Source organism: Nostoc sp. LPT (assembly GCF_017115165.1).
Lineage (GTDB): Bacteria > Cyanobacteriota > Cyanobacteriia > Cyanobacteriales > Nostocaceae > Nostoc.
Window position 1 is genome coordinate 41,764 of the sequence record NZ_JABXKF010000156.1, and the last position, 18,626, is coordinate 60,389.

The following is an 18,626-nucleotide window of genomic DNA, read 5'->3' on the forward strand; positions in this document are numbered from 1 at the left end:
TTTGGAATTTTGTATTTTAAATTTTGAATTGGAGCGAAGCGACCATGACCCCACCAATTGTTAAGCGCTATCTGATTGCTTTTGATAAATATAAATGGATTGGACTAGCTAGTTTTGCTTTAGTTATTGCAGGGTCAACTGTGGTGGCTATGCAACCAGAGCCACCTACTAGCTATATAGCATCTGGTGCACTTAGTTATAATGGCCCACCAGTTTCTTTCTCTACAACTGGTAATGAAATCCAACAGCAAGGAAAGGAACTGAATGAGGATGTTTTACTATCAAACCAGATAATTGCAGGCGTCGCAGAGAAAGTCGGTGTCAAACCGAAACAACTCGGCGCAAGTCTTGCCCTTTCTCTACCTAAAAAAAATGCTAAAAGTGGAGAATTAGAATCTCCTCTCTTTGAACTGAAATATGTAGATACTGACGCCAAACGATCTGTACAGGTCTTGACGGAATTGATGCAAGCAATGATCAAGTTGAGTAGTGACATCAATACTGGGCGATTACAAGCAATTATTCAAAAGATTAACGATCGCACCCCACAAACTAAACGGGAATTGCAAATTGCTGAAAAGAAGCTGGAACAGTACGATCGCATAGAGCGAACAGCAATATTAGCAGCAGAGAATGGTAGCTTGTTAAGCGCCATTACTGCCAGCCAAAATCTACAACGGCAAATTCAATTAACTATTTCTGGGGTTGATGGTCAAGTTCGCAGTTTACAAAATAAGTTAGGCTTAACAGTCGGACAGGCTTATGTTTCTTCTGCTTTGAGTGCCGATCCAATTATTGGTAACTTACGATCGCAAATTTATCAAAGTGAATCGCAAATCGCTGTACTCAGAAAAGATTTGCGGCCGGAACATCCAACGATGGTGCAGTTAATGCGTCAGAAACAAGCTGCTGAGGAATTACTACAACAACGTGCGGCTGAAGTTTTAGGTGGTGGTGGGACGGCGGCTCCGCTTCAGGGTAGCGTTGCAGGTATTCGCACTCAAAGCAGCTTAGATCCAACACGCCAGCAATTGGCAAACCAAATGGTGGCTTTACAAACCCAAAGGGAGACACTGCAACAACAACTAGCTCAAGAAATTCAACAAGAAGCGCGACTACGGCGAGAGTATTCTCTGATACCCAATAAGCAATTAGAGCGATCGCGTTTAGAACAGGAGGTTGGACTCAAAAAAGCCATCTATGACCAAATGCAGGTGAAGCTAACCGATGCGAAAACCGCAGAGGCAGAAACTACTAGCAGCCTCAGCATTGCCAGACGCCCCGCAGTCATTATCGATCCCAAATCTCCGAAGAGTGTGCCTATTACCCTTGCTGTCGGCGGTTTCTTAGGTGTATTGGTTGGTGGCGGGGTGATATTTTTGTTAGGAGCATTGGAAGGGACTTTCAAAACCAGGGAGGATATCCGCGAGAGCCTCAAGCAACGAGAAGTGGCACTGTTGGGAGAATTACCTTTAATGCCAGTTGATGATTTGGGGCCAGATGCTGTGCCGGTGGTATTTTCTCAAGATTCTCCTTATTTAGAATTTTATGAGAAATTCCGTAGTAATATGCGCCGGATTGGTGGTAAAAACTTAAAGGTAGTATTGATTACTAGCACCGGTAGCCTAGAGGGTAAAACGGCAAGTGCTTATAATTTGGGTATCGCTTCCGCCCGTGCTGGTAAAAGAACCTTGATTATCGAAACAGATTTGCGATCGCCTTCCCGTTGTACATCCTTGAAAGTAATTCCTGACCCTGAAGCCACTATTGAACCCCTACGTTATTACGCTAATTTGAGTGAATGTATTCGTTTAGTTCCTGATGTGGCAAATTTATACATTCTTCCCAGTCCTGGCCCAGTGCGGCAATCCGCTGCTATTCTTGAATCCAGCGAAATGCGGCGGCTGATAGAAGATGTCCGCGAACGGTTTGACCTAGTTATTTTAGATACTAGTCCTCTCAGCACATCCAATGACCCTTTATTAATTCAACCCTACAGCGATGGGATCGTACTAGTGGCGCGACCAAACTATACGCAAGAGAATATGCTAGCTGAAGCTATCGATCAATTGGTTGAATCTGAACTGGGGTTATTGGGAGCAATTATCAATGGTGCTGATATCATCGTTTCTGTACCTGAAGAAGTTGCAAAATCATCAACATTTACATCTGAAGTAGAAGAATCTGAAGAAGTTTCAGCGAGTGCTAACAAAAACTAATAGTTTTCAAATGTGGAAATTCTAACCCAGAGGATACGCAGAGGATTGAAAGGTAGCAATTTTTTGCTACAAGTTTCAGGAAATGCTGTATTTAGTCGCGCCGAAACAAGCCAAACAGGGGAGCAAGAATTACCCCAAATACAAAACCACCGATGTGGGCCCAATATGCAACTCCACCAGTTTGCACGGTCATATTAGCAGCTGTTTGTAGAGTAGTAAGACCGGATATCACATTTTGCACAACGAAAAGTCCAATTATGACTAGTGCTGGAACTCTGATTGTGGTGATGAAAATCCCCAAAAATATTAAAGTCATGACTTGAGCGTGGGGAAAGCGGATAATGTACGCACCCAAAACTCCAGAAATTGCACCACTTGCTCCCAAGGAAGGAATCTCAGAATTCATCCCAATAAACCATTGGCACAAAGCAGCTAAAGCACCACACGCTAAATAAAAAATCAGATATTTGGCATGACCTAATCGATCTTCAATATTGTTGCCAAAAACCCAGAGAAACACCATATTCGAGATTAAGTGCCACCAACCGCCGTGTAAGAATTGTGACGTAAATAACGTTATCCACTCTCCACTCAAATTGGTAGTTAACTGTTGAGGCACTACCGCATACTCACCTAAAAACTGACTCAATTGTGCATGTGACAGGCTCACCTCGTGAATAAAAACTAAAATATTCATGCCAATTAACCCGTAGGTGAAATACGGGGTGATTCGCGTCGGATTTTCGTCGTAGAGGGGAAACACAGGTGTTTTTCCTAAATTATAGAAACACTCGGTAAGCGTAAAACTCAGTCTCTTTAGGGCTGAGATATAAGCGACTCGTGGGACTTTAGTCCTACAGTTCAATTGTCAGTGCCCTTTGGGCTGGGTGTAAGGGGGTAAGGGTGTAGGGGTGTAAGGGAACCCCATCAATAAATTGAGGGGCTTGATGCAAGGACGCCGTATTTCTCGTACTACGTATCTCGAAATACATCTTTAACTTTATTCCATGTTTAAAAACTCTTTCTTGTACCCTCCATAAGGGGCTAATTACCCTACACCCCTATACCCGCCCCGAAGGGGCTTAGTCAGGTTTATTGGCTTTTATGATGAATATGCTATCATAAGAGGGGGTATGCTATGTTAGTTTTTGAGTTTAAAGCATACGGCAAAGCTACCCAGTTCAACGCCATTGATGAAGCAATCCGAACCACACAATTTATTCGGAATAAATGCTTACGTTTTTGGATAGATGGGAATGCAAAGTCTTGCTTTGATCTCAATAAATACACCAAAGTTTTAGCAGATGAATTTGATTTTGCTGACTCGCTAAACTCAATGGCGAGGCAAGCTGCTGCTGAAAGAGCATGGGCTGCCATCTCTCGTTTTTACGACAACTGCAAGAAAAAGATTCCGGGGAAAAAAGGCTACCCCCAATTCCAGAAAAATTGTAGGAGTGTAGAATACAAATCGTCTGGATGGAAGTTGAGAGATGATCGTAAGGCAATAACCTTTACCGACAAGAATCGTATCGGTCAGCTGAAGCTTAAAGGCACTCGTGACTTGCATTTCTATCAGCCTAACTAAATTAAGCGAGTGAGGTTGGTGAAACGTGCGGATGGTTACTATGTGCAATTTTGCGTATCTGTTGACCGAAAGGAGGTAATTGAACCAACGCATCAAACCATCGGATTGGATGCTGGTACGACGAGCTTCTACACTAGACCTCTTGCAAAAGTCCCAGATGCGTGAGACAAGTAGGTTAAAGTTGGGTAGTATTTATGACCTATGACCAGGTAAAGAGCCTAAAGCCAGAAGAGTTTAAACGCTTGTGTGGTGTACGCCCGGAGACTTTTAACCAGATGCTAGAGGACGGGCTTTCGCAACAGGGAACAAAACAAAAAACAGGACGGCCAGGTAAACTCAGTTTGGAAGACCAATTGTTAATGACATTGGAATATTGGAGAGAATACCGCACATACTTTCATATTGGTCAATCGTGGAGAGTAAACGAGTCTACAGCTTACCGAATTATCCAAAAAATAGAAGACACACTGACTAAATCTAGGACTTTCACTCTTCCAGGCTAGAAAAGACTGACAAATTCTGATTATCAGTTACAGGTAGTGATAGTTGACGTTACTGAAAGCCCGATTGAACGTCCTAAAAAAAACAAAAAAAGTTCTACAGTGGGAAAAAGAAACAGCATACATTGAAGTCTCAGGTAGTGGTAGACCAGGCGAATGGTAAAATCATCTGTACCGCTCATGGCAAGGGTAGAGAGCATGATTTTCGTATATTTAAAAGTAGTAAACTTAGGTTCAGAGAAGACATAGAGTGCTTAGGAGATAAAGGTTATCAAGGGATTCAGAAACTGCATAACAATAGTTGGATTCCTAAAAAAAAGCCCAGAGGAGGTAAGTTAAATTATGAAGATAAAAAGAGGAATCAAGAATTAGCCACAATCAGAGTTTTAGGTGAGCATATAAATCGGAAACTCAAGGTTTTTAAAATTTTGTCCCTGACTTATAGAAATCGTCGAAAAAGATTTAGTTTAAGGTTTAATCTGATTGCTGCTCTCTACAATTACGAGCTTTGTCTCCCCAAAATCAAATCTTCCTGAGTGACTTTTGCAAGAGGTCTACTGATTCACTTGGGTTAAAAGTTGAAAATCCTCGGTTCTACAGAACTGGGGAAAAGAAGATGAAACGGTCGCAGCGACTTGTTTCTCGCAAGGTTAAAGGTTCTAGCAACAGACGTAAAGCTAGAACCAAGTTAAGTAGAGTTCACCTCAAAATAAGTAGACAATCGTATTGCACCATGCTGTGAAATTGGCACGGTGCGTAATCACATCTAACGATGTAGTCGTCTATGAAGATTTGAGGATCAAGAACATGGTTAAAAATCACTGTCTAGCAAAGTCAATCAATGATGCTGGATGGTATCAATTTAGAGTTTGGTTAGAGTATTTCGGGAAGGTTTTTAGGAGGGTTACTATCGCGGTGAATCCTGCCTATACCTCTGCTGAATGCTCTAGCTGTGGCGTAATTGTGAAGAAAAGTCTATCTACTCGCACCCACGTTTGTCAATGCGGATGCAAGTTGGATAGAGATCACAATGCTGGTATAAACATCCTTAACTTAGGATTGGGTACGGTAGGGCATATCGGAACCTTTGCGCTTGACGCAAGTAACGCTTGTGGAGAAGACACCTCTACTCTTGCTGGAGTAATCCTGTATGAGCAAGTGACTTCGTTGAATCAAGAATCTCAGTCACTTTAGTGATAAGAGTGTCAATGACTAACTGCAATATAGCTTGTAAGGCTAGCAGTTGCGAAGTTTAGACAATTTCACCTATTAAATCAAACAGTATAATTGAGGATACAATAGCATTAAGAATTACTTGTACCAAGATTCTTCCTGGGATTTATCGCTAAATAAACCTAACAATGGGCCGAGAATTGCCCCAAAAATAAACCCGCCTGCATGGGCCCAGTAGGCAATACCGCCACTTTCCATACCGATATTGGTACGTGCTTCGAGGCTGGCAAGCCCGTAGAAAGCTTGTTCGAGAAACCAGAATCCTAAAAAGAAATATGCCGGGACACGGAAAGTTGGGAAGAAAAATCCTAGAGGCACTACGCCGAGAACTTCAGCGTTGGGAAAGCGGAGAATGTATGCACCGAGAATGCCTGCGATCGCACCACTTGCACCCAAAGAAGGAATGCTAGAATCTTGAGCGAAGAACCACTGGGTCAAGGATGCCAAAACTCCACAAGATAAATAAAACAGTAAATATTTGGCATGACCTAACTTATCTTCAACGTTGTTACCAAAAATCCAGAGAAACAACATATTACCTGCTAAGTGCAAGAAACCACCATGTAAAAATTGTGAGGTAATTAAAGTTGCCCACTCTGGCACTGGTTGATGTAAAGAGACACCACCAAAGCTTAAAGTTAGTTCTCGTGGAACTACAGCCGCAAGGTGTAGAAACCCATTTAATGCTTGGGGGGGAAGATTTGCTTCATAAAGAAAAGCGAGGACATTAGCAGCAATCAGTCCATAGGTTACATAAGGCGTAATTTTTGTCGGATTATTATCTCTAATGGGAACCACGGGCGTTTTTTCCTGAATTTTAAGATAGTAGTATCACAATACTGAATTCTACAAGTAGTTTCTTCTACCCCGTGGATGGATCTCGCTTTAAGATTTGAGATTTATAGTAAGACTTAGGCAAAGGAAACTGCACTCTTTAAATAGCGCTATCAAGATTGGTTAACAAAATTGCAAGCAAGAGCAATTAATTCAAAAAGTCTGTGATGCAGTAGTTATGTAAGAAATTTCCACGTAGAGAAGAAAGCAGCTTGACCGTAGTACTGATTTTGCTCATCTAAAACGTTCCATAGGATAGTATCTTCTATGTAAAAACGTTTACCATTGCTAGAAGTGCGGATACCGGAATAGTTGGTGATAAAGCCTTTAGTTGTTGCTTCTGATAATAAGCGATCGCGTTCTTCCTGCACTACTTCTTCAGCCGATTTCCGCGAAGGCATTCTGGTAAATTCCTCCCAAGAAAGCTCCCATAGTTCCAACGCTTTGCGATTACCATAGTTAAAAATTGGGTCTGAATCCGTGCCGTGAGAAACTAAGGCAAATGGTGCTTCAAATAGCGCTTGTGCTGTTTCAAGTGGTGAACCATTGGCATCCAGCAAAGAATTTCTCGTCCAATGCTGAAAACTATTTATTAGATATTGACTGTGGAGAATAATTGCCTCTTGCTGCCAAGGAAACTCAATCACGCTGGTCATGGAAAAGTGGAAATATAACACCAAGAATTTAGTATGACAAAACTTGACTCATTTTAGGGATTGACGAGTTCTCCTTAAGCCTGAAAATATTCTATTGAATGCATATTAGCTAGGCAAACTCATGTTTTTTTCAAATTCTCTAGAAAATCAACTCCAGCGCTGGAACGAAACCATCCGCAATCAGCCGAAAAACCCTAATGCTTACATTCGCCGAGGCATGGTTAACTTTTAACTGGCCAAAATTGATGAATCTATTCAAGATTTTGACATGGCAGAGCAATTGGATGCCCGTATCAAACCCTACCTCTGGCAACGTGGATTATCGTATTATTATGCAGAAAGATTTGCTGAGGGCGCTGAACAATTTGAAATAGATTTGACTGTAAACGCCCAACATGTAGAAGAAACAGTATGGCGATATCTCTGCATAGCTCGTTCGTTAGGTGTTGAAGAGGCGCGTCATTCTTTACTAACTGTGAAAAATGACCCTCGACGTGTTATGCAACGCGTATATGATTTGTATGCGGGAGATTGTAGACCAGATGATGTTTTAACTGTTGGTCAATCAGAAGAGATAAAGGGAAATTTTTACAGTCATCTTTACTTGGGATTATATTACGAAGCTGAAAATAATCTTGATTTAGCTCAAGAGTATATAGTTAAAGCTGCTGATAATTACAAAATTGATGATTATATGTGGTATTTGGCGCAGGTACATAAAAAATTGCGAGGATGGGTTTGATTTGCTCAATAGTAAATAATTAAACTTTCTAGAAAGGGAAAGGTACAAAACCTTTAAGCTGTTACGCATTAAAATTGCACATTAACTAGTGAGGGTTGTCCTTTGTCATTTGTTCTTTGTCCTTAGAAACACAAATGACAAATGACAAATGATTAATGACCATCTATACAGAGTTTGTGCAATATATAGGCGCATTAGCTTAGTACAAAGGTTGTTTATCTAATTAGGAACTTACTTTGAGTGTATCCAAATTTACTGGTTTTTTAGAGGAGGCGTTTGCACCTCTTCCGATAAATACTGAACCACATATTTAATTTTGCAGATTCAGTACTGCTTTCAGAACTTCTTCATTTGTAAAATAGTGATCGTGAGATTCACCAGTAAGCTGCTTCCACAGAGAGAAGGGTGTTCGGGTTTCTCTCTGCTGTATTTTTTGATAACTAGATTTTTTGGGAATAGGTGTTTTTGTACACAGCCAATCTTGATCTGAATAAAAATCAATCCAAGCTTCTATCTTTTCGTTGTCAAGACATTTGCTAATTTCCTTTTCCTATTGTCTGGATTTACATGATAGAAATTTTAGACAACCCCCCATAGATATATATCTAACTCTATGATCCTCTTGATAATCTGCAAGTACATCAGTTGCGATAACAACACCGAAACTATGGGCTAAAATAGTTACTTTATCGTAAAGCCCTGTCTCTATAACAGCATTTAATTTATCTGCAACCTGCTTTCGGATCTTTGCCTTCAATATCTTACCTTCAGAGTTCTCTTCCAAATATCGTGTAGAAAAATCTGCAACATCAGCAATTAGGTTGATTGGCACAAAGCTGAAGATGCCACTTACAATTAACCAGACCGACCAATTAGTCATCTGCTTTCCAAAAGAACTGATTGGCTTTGACCAATCTTCAGGAATGGGAAATCCTAAAAAGCTTGGCTCTTGTCCCAGTGCTACAAATGCAAGTCCAACAATTCCATAAAACCAAAAAATCCACAATACTAAGGATGTTCCCAAACCTATTAGTAGAGGAGGAGAGTTTCTCAGTGCAAGTAGGTTTTTTGTAAAGAACCAATAGAACAATATATATATCCCACGAAACACTTGGGTTTTTAAGTTGCTACCACTTAGCGGTTTACTAAATAAGTCATTCCAATAAGCATCATAAACATCAATTTCTCTAGAGATATTTTTACCGAAATATAACTTGAATTTCTTTCCAATGTGTCCTGTTATCTTTTCCTCTCCTATTTCCTGAATTCTGGGGAACTCTAAAACCTCTGTAAGACCAACGGATAAACAATCAATAAAGTGATTTCTATCTCTGCCAAGATAAAAACCATGAACAAAAATAATAGCTTCTCGTTGGGATGCCATCTGCTATGCAACTCATAGTAACAAAAGACTCTATTCTATGATAAAAAAGCGCCTTTTGTAGTTAAGTACACTACTGATAGTATTTTTACGAACTAACGTTATATTGTAACTTTCGACATTCACTGAATTTCTACCCTTACCAAGCACTAAGCTAATCAGCATTTTATCTCGCCAATGGTTTCTGGCGATCGCCTCTCATAGAGAACTTTCCGGTTGTTAACCCACGTTCGCTCTTGGCATTCCGTTCGTTCGCGCAGCGTTTCGTAGGAAAGGTGGGTAAAGTCTTGTGTAGGCGCAACTTCTAGTAGGTCAGCGAGTAATAAATTAGACTTTACGAACATCCTCCGAACTATCTGATTTTGAATCTGAAACTGTTACTTCGATAGGTTTTTGGGGAAGTCTACAAATATGGCTCTTGAGATTTATCAGTCAAATTAGGAGGAGGGAGATAGAAGAAACTGGAGAGATAAAAAAGGTGAGAGAGATATGCGATCGCATATCTTAGTAGAGCAGGTAAATAACGCACTTTAAGCAAAACATCGCAAATTACATCATGCAAATTCTTACAAACTTTCCCAGTTTAATCGACCGATGGCTTCGCGATCAATTCCAAATAATCCTAGTTGTATGTTTTTTAGTTTAGACACCGCTTCTAGTCATAGAAACTTTGCAGATTCAACATTCTTGCCATCCCATGATTCACTAGTCTGGTACACTTCCAAAAGAGTGCCAACCTAAAGCGCTGCAACTTAATTCTAGTTCATCTAAAAAACCTGAAACTCAGCGCGATCGCTCTCAAGAACAAAAACAAATAGCAAAGAGCGATCGTAGTCCATCACCTAAACCCTCGCCTACTCCTCAACCTCAAACACCTAGCATATCTCCACCACCTCAATCGCCAGAGATAGAAGATGTTCTCAAGATAGTAAAAGAGCATCCAGACATCACAGGCGGTGTTATTGGAATTGGAGTTGCAAGTCTTGTGGCTGTTAGGGACTTCTAGAAAATAAACTATTCCCTAAAAAAGAATGATAATCATTTTAAAGGGGAATGAAGGGGCTGCCGACGGCAGCCCCTTCATTCCCCTTTTGTAGTAATTTGAATAATGATGCTTGTTTTTGAGTGTGGTAACAGATGTCCATAGTATTAACTGATTCTCTCAAAAAGTTGTTGATTGAAACTGCATCTCAGTTAAAAGGTGCAGCAAAGCGCAAATTCATGGCACAGACAGTTCAGGGCTTAGGTTTAGGAGGGCAAAGGCTTGCACAATCAGAATTAGGATGGAATAGAGACACAATTCGCAAAGGAGTAAGAGAATTAAAAAGTGGTATTACTTGTGTTGATAACATGAGTGGTAAAGGACGTTATAAAGCAGAAGAACACCTGCCAAATCTTTTAGAAGATATAAAAAATTTAGTTGACTTCTATAGTCAAACCGATCCGAGTTTTAAAAGTCAAAGACTATATACTAGACTCAGTGCAGCCGAAGTCAGAAAGCAATTAATCGAAAAGTATGGTTACAGTGATGAAAAGTTACATACATCAGAAACAATTCGAGTTAAATTAAATAATTTAGGTTACAAGCTCAGAAGAGTCAAGAAAGTTCAACCTCAAAAAAAATCCCACAAACTGATGCAATCTTTGAGCAACTAGACATAGTTAATATTGATGCTTCGGAAGATAAAAGTGTTTTACGTCTAAGCATGGATGGAAAAGCCCGTGTAAAGATTGGCTCATTTGACAGAGGAGGTAAAAGCCGCGATGGGGCGAAAGCTGATGACCATGATTATAATCCGAAAACAACTGTAACTCCCTATGGTATATTTCTTCCAGAGCAAGACATCGCTATTTTTATACTTTACAGAATCGAAAGTTACAAGCGATTTTATTGTTGATATTTTAGAAGATTTTTGGTTAGAACAAAAGCATCGTTTTTCCGATATTCAAACCCTACTTCTCAATCAAGATAATGGGCCACAGAACAGTTCACGGTGTACCCAATTTATGAAACGTATAGTAGAATTCGCCCAAAAACATCAAGTAAATATACGTTTAGCTTACTATCCGCCCTATCATAGTAAATATAATCCGATAGAAAGGACATGGGCAATATTAGAGAACCATTGGAATGGCAGCATTTTAGATGAAGTGGAGACGGCTTTAAAGTTTGCTAGTACTATGAAATGGAAAGGTTCTCATCCAGTAGTTAAACTAGTACACAAAACTTATGAGAATGGGATAAAGCTTACAAAAAAAGCGATGGCTCAAATTGAAAAACAGATTGAGCGGCTAACCGATTCTACTAATGAAGTTTTCCCAAATTTAGGTAATTGGTTTATTGATATTTGTTGTAGTAAAACAAAAGTTATTTGATTTTAATAACAGCATTTATTTAGCTACAAAACATATTAATTTTACACTGTTTAACTTCAAAGCAGACGACAAGTGTATAGATTCTTCATGCACAGATGAGAGGGAGAAAAGGGGTTGCCCTCGGCAACCCCTTTTCTCCCCCCTTAAAATGATTATCATTATTGAAAAATCCTGTCTCTTGTTTTTCTTGGAATAATTTATTCTTTGGAAGTCCCTTATGTCCTGTCACGAATCAGGCGATCGCTAATCAGTCATTTGATTCCTTAGATGAGCTAGAGTCCGTTTTATTTCAACGTTGCAAGCTACTATCTAACGAGCGTGATTTAATTCGTGGTCTAACTTATTACCACTGGTGGCCAGAAACAAACAACAATTTAACTGTGTGCATTTAACCGGATTTGATATGACTGGCGATCGCACCAAAGAAAATTAGGGCATAACCTTTGAGATTGTGATCAATCAAAAAAATCATATCTTAGACTCGCGCTTTGCTTTAGCTGTCCGAAGTTTTTCCCACGCGGCTTCAGTTCCAGGTTTCGGCGGTTGTGCTGCAATTCGGGCAACTAGCTCACGATTTTGCTCTTGGTAGTATTGCTGGAGTTCTTCGGCTTCTTTGAGAATTTGCTGATACTCAGCTTCCACCTCTGCACGATTGGTTTCAATGTAAGCCAGAGCAACGTTAATTTGTTCCTCTGTTAGATCCACAATTCATCAAGTTGGGCATCGCCGTGATATTTACAATTAACAATCGGTCATCAGTGTTCCCTCAATTACACTCCAATTGAAGACTCAGTAGATTCACGTTAACGCCCCAACATTTTATCCCGTAGATGTTTAATGCGATCGCGCAATTTACCCGCCTCTTCAAATTCCAGTTTCTTCGCTGCCTCTTTCATCTGCGCTTCTAACAGAGTAATCAATTGGGGAATCTGTTCTAATGGCAGTTCATCTAGATGTTCATCTACTACTTTCAAGTCAGTTGCATTTAACCGCCGAGATACATCTAAAAAAGCCAAAATCGCATTACTCGATTTTTTCACAATTGGTTGCGGTGTAATCCCATGCAGTCGATTATGTGCTGTTTGAATACCACGCCGCCTGTCTGTTTCATCAATGGCTTTAATCATGCTACCTGTCAGATTATCAGCATACAAAATTGCTTGTCCCTGAATGTGACGCGCGGCTCTACCAATAGTTTGAATTAATGAACGCTCGGTTCGCAAGAAACCTTCTTTATCTGCATCCATAATTGCCACTAAGGAAACTTCGGGTAAATCCAAACCTTCCCGCAGCAAATTCACACCAACCAAAACATCAAATTTACCCTCGCGCAAGTTCTGCAAAATCTCAATGCGCTCAATAGAAGTAATCTCGGAATGTAAATACCTTACCCTTATACCGTGGTCTTGCAAATATTCGGTTAAATCTTCCGCCATCCGCTTAGTTAGTGTGGTAATTAACACTCGTTCATGGCGGTCGGCTCTATCTTTAATTTCTCCCAACAAATCATCAATTTGTCCTTCTGTGGGACGCACGGAAATTTCTGGATCGATCACCCCAGTTGGCCGAATTACTTGTTCAACTACATGGTCTTCAGAAACTTCTAATTCCCAATTTCCAGGAGTTGCCGAAACAAAAATACACTGATTTACTTTTTGCCAAAATTCCTCGGCTTTCAAAGGCCGATTATCAGCAGCGCTAGGAAGACGAAATCCATGATCGATTAAAACTTTTTTTCTCGCTTGGTCGCCGTTATACATGCCGCGAATTTGAGGCACGGTAACATGAGATTCATCGATAACTAACAGCCAATCTTTAGGAAAATAATCAATTAAACATTCTGGTGGATCTCCAGCTTGTCTTCCTGCTAAGTGACGGGAATAGTTCTCAACGCCGTTGCAGTAACCTACTTCCCGCAGCATTTCTAGGTCATAGCGTGTACGTTGATCTATACGTTGCGCTTCTAATAATTTCCCTGCTTCTTCTAAGTCTAATTTTTGCTGTTTTAACTCGGCTGCAATGTCATGACAAGCTAATTCTAAGCGTTCTTCTGGAGTGACAAAGTGACGTGCAGGGTAGACATTTACCGCTTCTAAACTTTTGATAATTTCACCTGTCACTGGGTCAATGTAGCGAATCGCATCTATTTCATCACCAAAGAATTCGACACGAATAATTCGGTCTTCATAAGCTGGGCCAATTTCTAAGACATCACCCCGGACGCGAAATTTTCCCCGACCCATTTCTATGTCGTTGCGGCTATATTGAACATTTGCCAAATCGCGTAAAATTTGGCGTTGATTAACTTCCATACCTATCTGAAGGGGGATGGCAGCTTTCAGATATTCTGCTGGCATTCCTAAACCGTAGATACAGCTGATGGAAGCAACGACAATCACATCACGGCGTTCAAAAAGCGATCGCGTCGCTGAGTGCCGCAACATATCTATTTCATCATTAATCGCCGCCGTTTTTTCAATATAAGTATCGGTGACGGGAATATACGCTTCTGGCTGATAATAATCGTAGTAGCTGACAAAATACTCGACTGCGTTATTGGGGAAGAAATCCCGCAACTCGTTACAAAGCTGTGCAGCCAGGGTTTTGTTATGCGCTAGTACTAAAGTCGGCTTGCCAATTTTCTCAATCACTGCTGCTACCGAAAATGTCTTACCAGTTCCAGTGGCTCCGAGTAAAGTTTGGTAACGATTGCCTGATTGGATGCTAGCAGCTAGTTGTGCGATCGCTTGTGGTTGATCGCCTGTGGGACTAAAGGGAGCTTGAAGACAAAATTCTGTCATACAATTTTGCTGTAAATACCCTATCTCATGGTGACGATTCCGCCCTGTATCTATTGTAGCTGGCTTATTAGATCAAATAAATAGTAATAATTATTTACAAAAGTTCTTGCTTTAAATTTACTTATGTATTAGTTTTAAAGATTCTTATATCTATATGAGGTTTTTTAAGGTTAAACTCTAAAGTATATGGGAAAAAATTTCATCTTTCCTTAATTATTGTAAAATTCAGTTAACAAACTAGAGGTGTTCGTTTATGACTATTAGCAACACTGGCAAAGCAACCAGTTCTCGGCAGAAGTATGCCAAGTCTACAGAGCAAGTTGAAAATCAACAAGACCAGAGCTTGAATGCAGATAAAGTCGAGGAAGTCAATGAACTGCCTGTAGGAGCTTCTGGAACACTCGCCATTTCTGGAATTCGTCCCATAGGCGCTAGCGACTTAGAAGTTGCTGAACACCTCTCAATGGCTGGGGTGCGTCCCGTTAGCACCAGTAGTTTGGAAGTAGTTGAAACCTATAACTCAATGGGTATCCGTCCAATTGGTGCTAACACATTCCAAGTCGTTGAAAGTATGAATCTCTCTGGGATTCGTCCAATTGGCTCAAGTTTATTGGTAATTGATGAAAGCTATTCAACATTTGGGAACCGTCCGATAGCATCAAATGAGGTTGACAATTCTGAAAGCCTAATGGGTTTTCTAGATTAAACAAAAAACATCCCCATAAATTTATTAACCCATTTTCTATACGAAACTGGGTTTTTTTATTTAACAAAGTAAAAATCACCATCTGTGACATTTGTTCTATGTCTTTTAGCATAGGTAACTAAACTATTCTCACTTTATTTTATATTCAACCAACAGCCAGAACGCTTACTACAACTAACTTTCTTAATTACAAATTACCAATTACGAATTCCGAATTATTGAATCTGCCTTATGGTGGAAGGCTTTAGCAAAAACTTTAAGTTACTGTGTAAAGGTAATAACAAAGAATTTCAAAGTTAGTTTATAGCTTTGAAATTAATTTTTAATTTAATCAGGAGTATCAAAATGAGCATAGAAGATCGCACAAAGGCTGCTGCTAAAAATGTTGAAGGTAAAGCTCAAGAAGCATTAGGAAATGTGACTGGAGATCCAGAAGATAAAGCCGAAGGTAAAGCAAAGCAAGCCGAAAGCGAAGTACGTCACGGCATTGAAGATGTGAAAGACAATGTCAAGAAAAAGATTGACTAACAATTTATAGTTTTTTTTGCAGAAACTTTAGGGATATAAATGGGGTGGATTCCATTTTTGCAAGAAAAAATTATGAAACGTTAAAGATTCAATGCTATATACCTTTATTCTTTTCTTAGCAAACTTTGAAAGTAAAGGACTAGCTTGATTGACAGAAATTTTATAGAGACGTAATTAATTACGTCTCTATGTTTGTTTATGCTTAATTTATTCTTAATTTATTTTTATAATTATTATAACTATAAAGCAATAGAGTTCAGAATGAGCAACAAAAACCTGATGTAGAGACGCGATTTATCGCTTCTTGAAAGACCAATCACTTTAAACTAAACCGTATCATATTCTAAAGTTAAAACTTACACACTCAAATACCCCAACTTCCTTTAAAGTAATTTTCCGTTGCAAATCTGTCTACGACGAGCGTAGCTATGACAACTTTGCTCAATCTGAAACTCATTTCAAATATCAAAAATTGTAGTAATATACCACAGGCATTAACTATTTTCAGCTACATCTGATTGTTAGCGCTCTTAAATTCACAATCGATGAGAACGTACCGTGAATCTAACTCTTTATTTCCTCCGTCACGGACAGACAGAATGCAGCCGCAATAATTCTTTTTGCGGTTCTATAAACTCAGAACTCACTCCAGAAGGCTTGGAGATGGCAAAGGCTTTTGCAGACACATATAGTTCTATGGATTGGACAGCAATATTTTGTAGTCCAATGCAGCGAACTGTATTGACAGCAAAACCTTTGTATGAAGCAATAGGGATAGAACCACAACTTAGGGATGGTTTGAAGGAAATCAACTATGGCTTGTGGGAAGGAAAAACCCCAGAAGTAATTAGTCGTGAATATCACGATGATTATATTCGCTGGTCAGCAGATCCCGCTTGGAATGCACCAAATGGTGGAGAAATGGCAGTTACAATTGCTTATCGTGCCTTGCAGGTAATTGAAGAAATCAAGCAAAATTACAGTAGTGGCAATGTTTTAGTTGTTTCCCACAAGGCAACTATCAGAATTATTCTGTGTAGTTTACTAGGGATTGATGTCGGACGCTTCCGTTTTCGTTTGGGATGTCCTGTTGCTTCGATCAGTATTGTAGAATTTAGTTCACATGGCCCGCTGTTAAAGGTTTTGGCAGACCGTACTCATTTGGATGAGCGGTTGCGAAATTTACCGGGGACATGAAGAAGTCGGGAGTTAGGAGTTATTCTTTTTCCTTTGCTTTCCTTCACTCTCTGGCTCAGTATATTTGCATAAAACGTTTATCCCAATTTCCAAAATATATAACACGACAATTGTGTCGATGTCTACGACGGGCTACGCCTACGCACCATCAATCGGTATTCCGTGTACTGCTGCAACGGCAACCAGAGAGCCAATGATGCTGTTGAACAAAGAAGCACTACCAGGGTTATTAGTGTATTCTTTGATTTTGCCCCGTAAACCATCATCACCACAGATTTCCGCGCGGATTTCGTCGAGGGTCAGCTGCAAAATAGATTTTTTGCCCTTACTATAATCTGTTGTGCCTACTTTCTCCTGCCAAAGTGCATCAAAACTCGCTTCTAGATTGCCGTTGTGGTGCTGTAGGGTAGTAAGTGCTTTTTGCGCTGGGGTGTCGTTTTGGAGAAGTTGCCGAAGTTCTTAGATTTCGACAGAGGTTAATTGGGCATTCATATATATTTGACTTAATTATTTATGGAGTATTTGTTAGTTCCTGAATTAACTCTTCAGGTCTGATAATTCTGGGAGTAGCAACTGGAAAATCTCTAGGGTTGCGAGTAATAATAGCATCTAAGTGATTGAGTACCGCACTGCTGTATTGAATAGCGTCTTCAAAATCTCTAAAGTTAGCAGTTAATGCCATGTTGATTGTGGTACTTTCTACTGTTGCAACTTAACAGAAGGTTACAATTCTATTTAAAAGGGATAGAGCAGATGCTCGACCTTTATCTTTCCGAATGATGTAGTAGAGGTCACTAAAAGTAGAAGCAGAAAGATAACCTTCTATTTGTTTTTGATAAATAAATGAGAATACTTGTATAGTATTGCTGTAAAAGGGATGGCGTTCAAGAGCAAAATCCAAAATTATATTAGTGTCTAGTAATACTCTCACAGATTATGTTTCTCCCTCAAATATTCCCATTGGGCTTGGTCAGGGTCAAAATCTGAAGGAGTCGGCTCTGTACTTTCCAACCACTCTTTCAAAATGGGTATAGAGCATTCCACTATTCTTTTTTGCTTTTCAGGCTGGGACTGAATTTGATTTTCTCTAGAACTTTCCAAGGATGGAACTGGTTGCAAAATAATCACTTCTACCGTCCCTGGAGCAATATTTAGAGGTTCGTCAATAATTAAATTACCGGATTCATCAATTGTTGCGTTTAGCTTGTAGGCTTGCATATTGGTTTTCCTCATCTATATATAATTAAATAATATTTCAGGCAATTTCACAGATTATGTTTCTCTTTTAGGGCTTCCCATCGAGCTTGGTCTGGGTCAAAATCAGAAGGCGTAGGTTGTGTTTTTTCAAACCAGCCTTGCAAAGCTTTGATTTTTATTTGTCTCTTCGGCTTATCTGGCTGTGACTCAGTAAAATTTTCCAAGGATGGAACTGGCTGCAAAATAATCACTTCTACTTTTCCAGGAGCAATATTCAGAGGTTCGTCAATAATTAAATGACCTGATTCATCAATTGTGGCGTTGAGCTTGTAGGCTTGCATTCTTCTGCTCCTTTTTGTTTCTAGGATAGAACACTGCGTAAATATTGCGTAGGCGTAGCCCGCCGTAGATATCGCACTTCTGAATAACTACCTTGTTGTGATTAATACCAATTCCAGAAAAAAATAAAACAGATGCGTAGGTTGGGGAGCCACTCATGTGGGCGGGTTTCCCGACTTGAGTGAAGTGGCGTTTGAACGGAGCGAAACCCAACCTACATTCTATTTACCAGAATCGATATCTTCTAGAAAATTACCTAGAGAGAATTTATTAGTTCTTGAATCAACGATCGCAGTTATAAGTGAATGTCTTGTCGTCACCAACATTACAAC

The 18,626-nt window shown here is 39.8% G+C and carries 18 protein-coding genes and 5 pseudogenes; 11 read left to right on the forward strand and 12 right to left on the reverse strand.

Annotation, left to right across the window (positions count from 1 at the left end):
• Window positions 1-44: 44 nt before the first annotated feature.
• Window positions 45-2,219, forward strand: coding sequence for a tyrosine-protein kinase domain-containing protein (locus tag HWQ58_RS29850; RefSeq protein WP_292871115.1), 2,175 nt, complete (start codon window positions 45-47; stop codon window positions 2,217-2,219).
• A 91-nt stretch (window positions 2,220-2,310) separates the two neighbouring features.
• Here the strand turns inward: HWQ58_RS29850 and HWQ58_RS29855 are convergent, their stop codons facing one another.
• Window positions 2,311-2,982 carry a rhomboid family intramembrane serine protease gene (locus tag HWQ58_RS29855; RefSeq protein WP_292871117.1) on the reverse strand — a complete coding sequence of 224 codons (672 nt, stop codon included), beginning with the start codon at window positions 2,980-2,982 and terminating at the stop codon, window positions 2,311-2,313.
• 375 nt (window positions 2,983-3,357) lie between these two features.
• On the opposite strand from HWQ58_RS29855, the pseudogene HWQ58_RS29860 reads away from it, so the two are divergent.
• From HWQ58_RS29860 to HWQ58_RS29870, 3 pseudogenes are all read left to right on the forward strand, one after another.
• Window positions 3,358-3,939: pseudogene (locus tag HWQ58_RS29860) on the forward strand (RNA-guided endonuclease TnpB family protein); the annotation flags it as partial.
• A 59-nt stretch (window positions 3,940-3,998) separates the two neighbouring features.
• Window positions 3,999-4,840, forward strand: a pseudogene (locus HWQ58_RS29865) (IS5 family transposase).
• A 47-nt stretch (window positions 4,841-4,887) separates the two neighbouring features.
• A pseudogene (locus HWQ58_RS29870) lies at window positions 4,888-5,498 on the forward strand (transposase); the annotation flags it as partial.
• 117 nt (window positions 5,499-5,615) lie between these two features.
• Here HWQ58_RS29870 and HWQ58_RS29875 read toward each other — a convergent pair.
• Together HWQ58_RS29875 and HWQ58_RS29880 are read right to left on the reverse strand one after the other, a co-directional pair.
• On the reverse strand, window positions 5,616-6,335 hold the full coding sequence (locus HWQ58_RS29875; protein WP_292871119.1) for a rhomboid family intramembrane serine protease: 720 nt from the start codon (window positions 6,333-6,335) through the stop codon (window positions 5,616-5,618).
• 212 nt (window positions 6,336-6,547) lie between these two features.
• Complete coding sequence (locus tag HWQ58_RS29880; protein ID WP_292871121.1) at window positions 6,548-7,027, reverse strand: MEKHLA domain-containing protein; 480 nt, start codon at window positions 7,025-7,027, stop codon at window positions 6,548-6,550.
• A gap of 121 nt (window positions 7,028-7,148) precedes the next feature.
• Between HWQ58_RS29880 and HWQ58_RS29885 the strand changes: the two are divergent.
• Window positions 7,149-7,769, forward strand: a pseudogene (locus HWQ58_RS29885) (hypothetical protein).
• Between the two features lie 550 nt (window positions 7,770-8,319).
• Here HWQ58_RS29885 and HWQ58_RS29890 read toward each other — a convergent pair.
• A complete protein-coding gene (locus HWQ58_RS29890) occupies window positions 8,320-9,153 on the reverse strand; it encodes a hypothetical protein (RefSeq protein WP_292871123.1) in 834 nt (277 codons plus the stop codon).
• 155 nt (window positions 9,154-9,308) lie between these two features.
• Window positions 9,309-9,494: a hypothetical protein gene (locus HWQ58_RS29895; protein WP_292871125.1), complete on the reverse strand. Its 186-nt coding sequence runs from the start codon at window positions 9,492-9,494 to the stop codon at window positions 9,309-9,311.
• Window positions 9,495-10,500: 1,006 nt separating this feature from the next.
• Here HWQ58_RS29895 and HWQ58_RS38605 point away from each other — a divergent pair.
• The 3 genes and pseudogenes from HWQ58_RS38605 to HWQ58_RS29910 all read left to right on the forward strand — a co-directional run bounded on the left by HWQ58_RS38605 (window position 10,501) and on the right by HWQ58_RS29910 (window position 11,918).
• Window positions 10,501-11,048: pseudogene (locus HWQ58_RS38605) on the forward strand (hypothetical protein).
• Window positions 10,969-11,526, forward strand: a complete 558-nt coding sequence (locus HWQ58_RS29905; protein ID WP_292871129.1) for a transposase — start codon at window positions 10,969-10,971, stop codon at window positions 11,524-11,526. Before HWQ58_RS38605 ends, HWQ58_RS29905 begins: the two are co-directional and overlap by 80 nt.
• Window positions 11,527-11,687: 161 nt before the next feature.
• Window positions 11,688-11,918, forward strand: a complete 231-nt coding sequence (locus HWQ58_RS29910) for a hypothetical protein (RefSeq protein ID WP_292871131.1) — start codon at window positions 11,688-11,690, stop codon at window positions 11,916-11,918.
• A gap of 76 nt (window positions 11,919-11,994) precedes the next feature.
• On the opposite strand, the gene HWQ58_RS29915 is transcribed toward HWQ58_RS29910, so the two are convergent.
• Together HWQ58_RS29915 and uvrB are read right to left on the reverse strand one after the other, a co-directional pair.
• Complete coding sequence (locus HWQ58_RS29915; protein ID WP_292871133.1) at window positions 11,995-12,231, reverse strand: hypothetical protein; 237 nt, start codon at window positions 12,229-12,231, stop codon at window positions 11,995-11,997.
• 98 nt (window positions 12,232-12,329) lie between these two features.
• Window positions 12,330-14,327: an excinuclease ABC subunit UvrB gene (uvrB, locus tag HWQ58_RS29920; RefSeq protein WP_292871135.1), complete on the reverse strand. Its 1,998-nt coding sequence runs from the start codon at window positions 14,325-14,327 to the stop codon at window positions 12,330-12,332.
• A gap of 253 nt (window positions 14,328-14,580) precedes the next feature.
• Here uvrB and HWQ58_RS29925 point away from each other — a divergent pair, with 253 nt between their 5' ends.
• From HWQ58_RS29925 to HWQ58_RS29935, 3 genes are all read left to right on the forward strand, one after another.
• Window positions 14,581-15,033: a hypothetical protein gene (locus HWQ58_RS29925; protein WP_292871137.1), complete on the forward strand. Its 453-nt coding sequence runs from the start codon at window positions 14,581-14,583 to the stop codon at window positions 15,031-15,033.
• A 345-nt stretch (window positions 15,034-15,378) separates the two neighbouring features.
• On the forward strand, window positions 15,379-15,561 hold the full coding sequence (locus tag HWQ58_RS29930) for a CsbD family protein (protein ID WP_292871139.1): 183 nt from the start codon (window positions 15,379-15,381) through the stop codon (window positions 15,559-15,561).
• 558 nt (window positions 15,562-16,119) lie between these two features.
• Window positions 16,120-16,758: a histidine phosphatase family protein gene (locus tag HWQ58_RS29935; protein ID WP_292871141.1), complete on the forward strand. Its 639-nt coding sequence runs from the start codon at window positions 16,120-16,122 to the stop codon at window positions 16,756-16,758.
• A 138-nt stretch (window positions 16,759-16,896) separates the two neighbouring features.
• On the opposite strand, the gene HWQ58_RS38610 is transcribed toward HWQ58_RS29935, so the two are convergent.
• The 5 genes from HWQ58_RS38610 to HWQ58_RS29955 all read right to left on the reverse strand — a co-directional run bounded on the left by HWQ58_RS38610 (window position 16,897) and on the right by HWQ58_RS29955 (window position 18,296).
• On the reverse strand, window positions 16,897-17,067 hold the full coding sequence (locus HWQ58_RS38610; RefSeq protein ID WP_366838873.1) for a hypothetical protein: 171 nt from the start codon (window positions 17,065-17,067) through the stop codon (window positions 16,897-16,899).
• Between the two features lie 202 nt (window positions 17,068-17,269).
• Window positions 17,270-17,440, reverse strand: coding sequence for a hypothetical protein (locus tag HWQ58_RS38615; RefSeq protein WP_366838875.1), 171 nt, complete (start codon window positions 17,438-17,440; stop codon window positions 17,270-17,272).
• A gap of 30 nt (window positions 17,441-17,470) precedes the next feature.
• Window positions 17,471-17,689: a PIN domain-containing protein gene (locus HWQ58_RS38620; RefSeq protein WP_366838877.1), complete on the reverse strand. Its 219-nt coding sequence runs from the start codon at window positions 17,687-17,689 to the stop codon at window positions 17,471-17,473.
• Window positions 17,686-17,976 (reverse strand): hypothetical protein, encoded by a 291-nt coding sequence (locus tag HWQ58_RS29950; RefSeq protein ID WP_292871143.1) that lies wholly within the window; start codon window positions 17,974-17,976, stop codon window positions 17,686-17,688. Before HWQ58_RS29950 ends, HWQ58_RS38620 begins: the two co-directional genes overlap by 4 nt.
• Before the next feature lie 47 nt (window positions 17,977-18,023).
• Window positions 18,024-18,296, reverse strand: coding sequence for a hypothetical protein (locus HWQ58_RS29955; RefSeq protein ID WP_292871145.1), 273 nt, complete (start codon window positions 18,294-18,296; stop codon window positions 18,024-18,026).
• Window positions 18,297-18,626 lie beyond the last annotated feature (330 nt).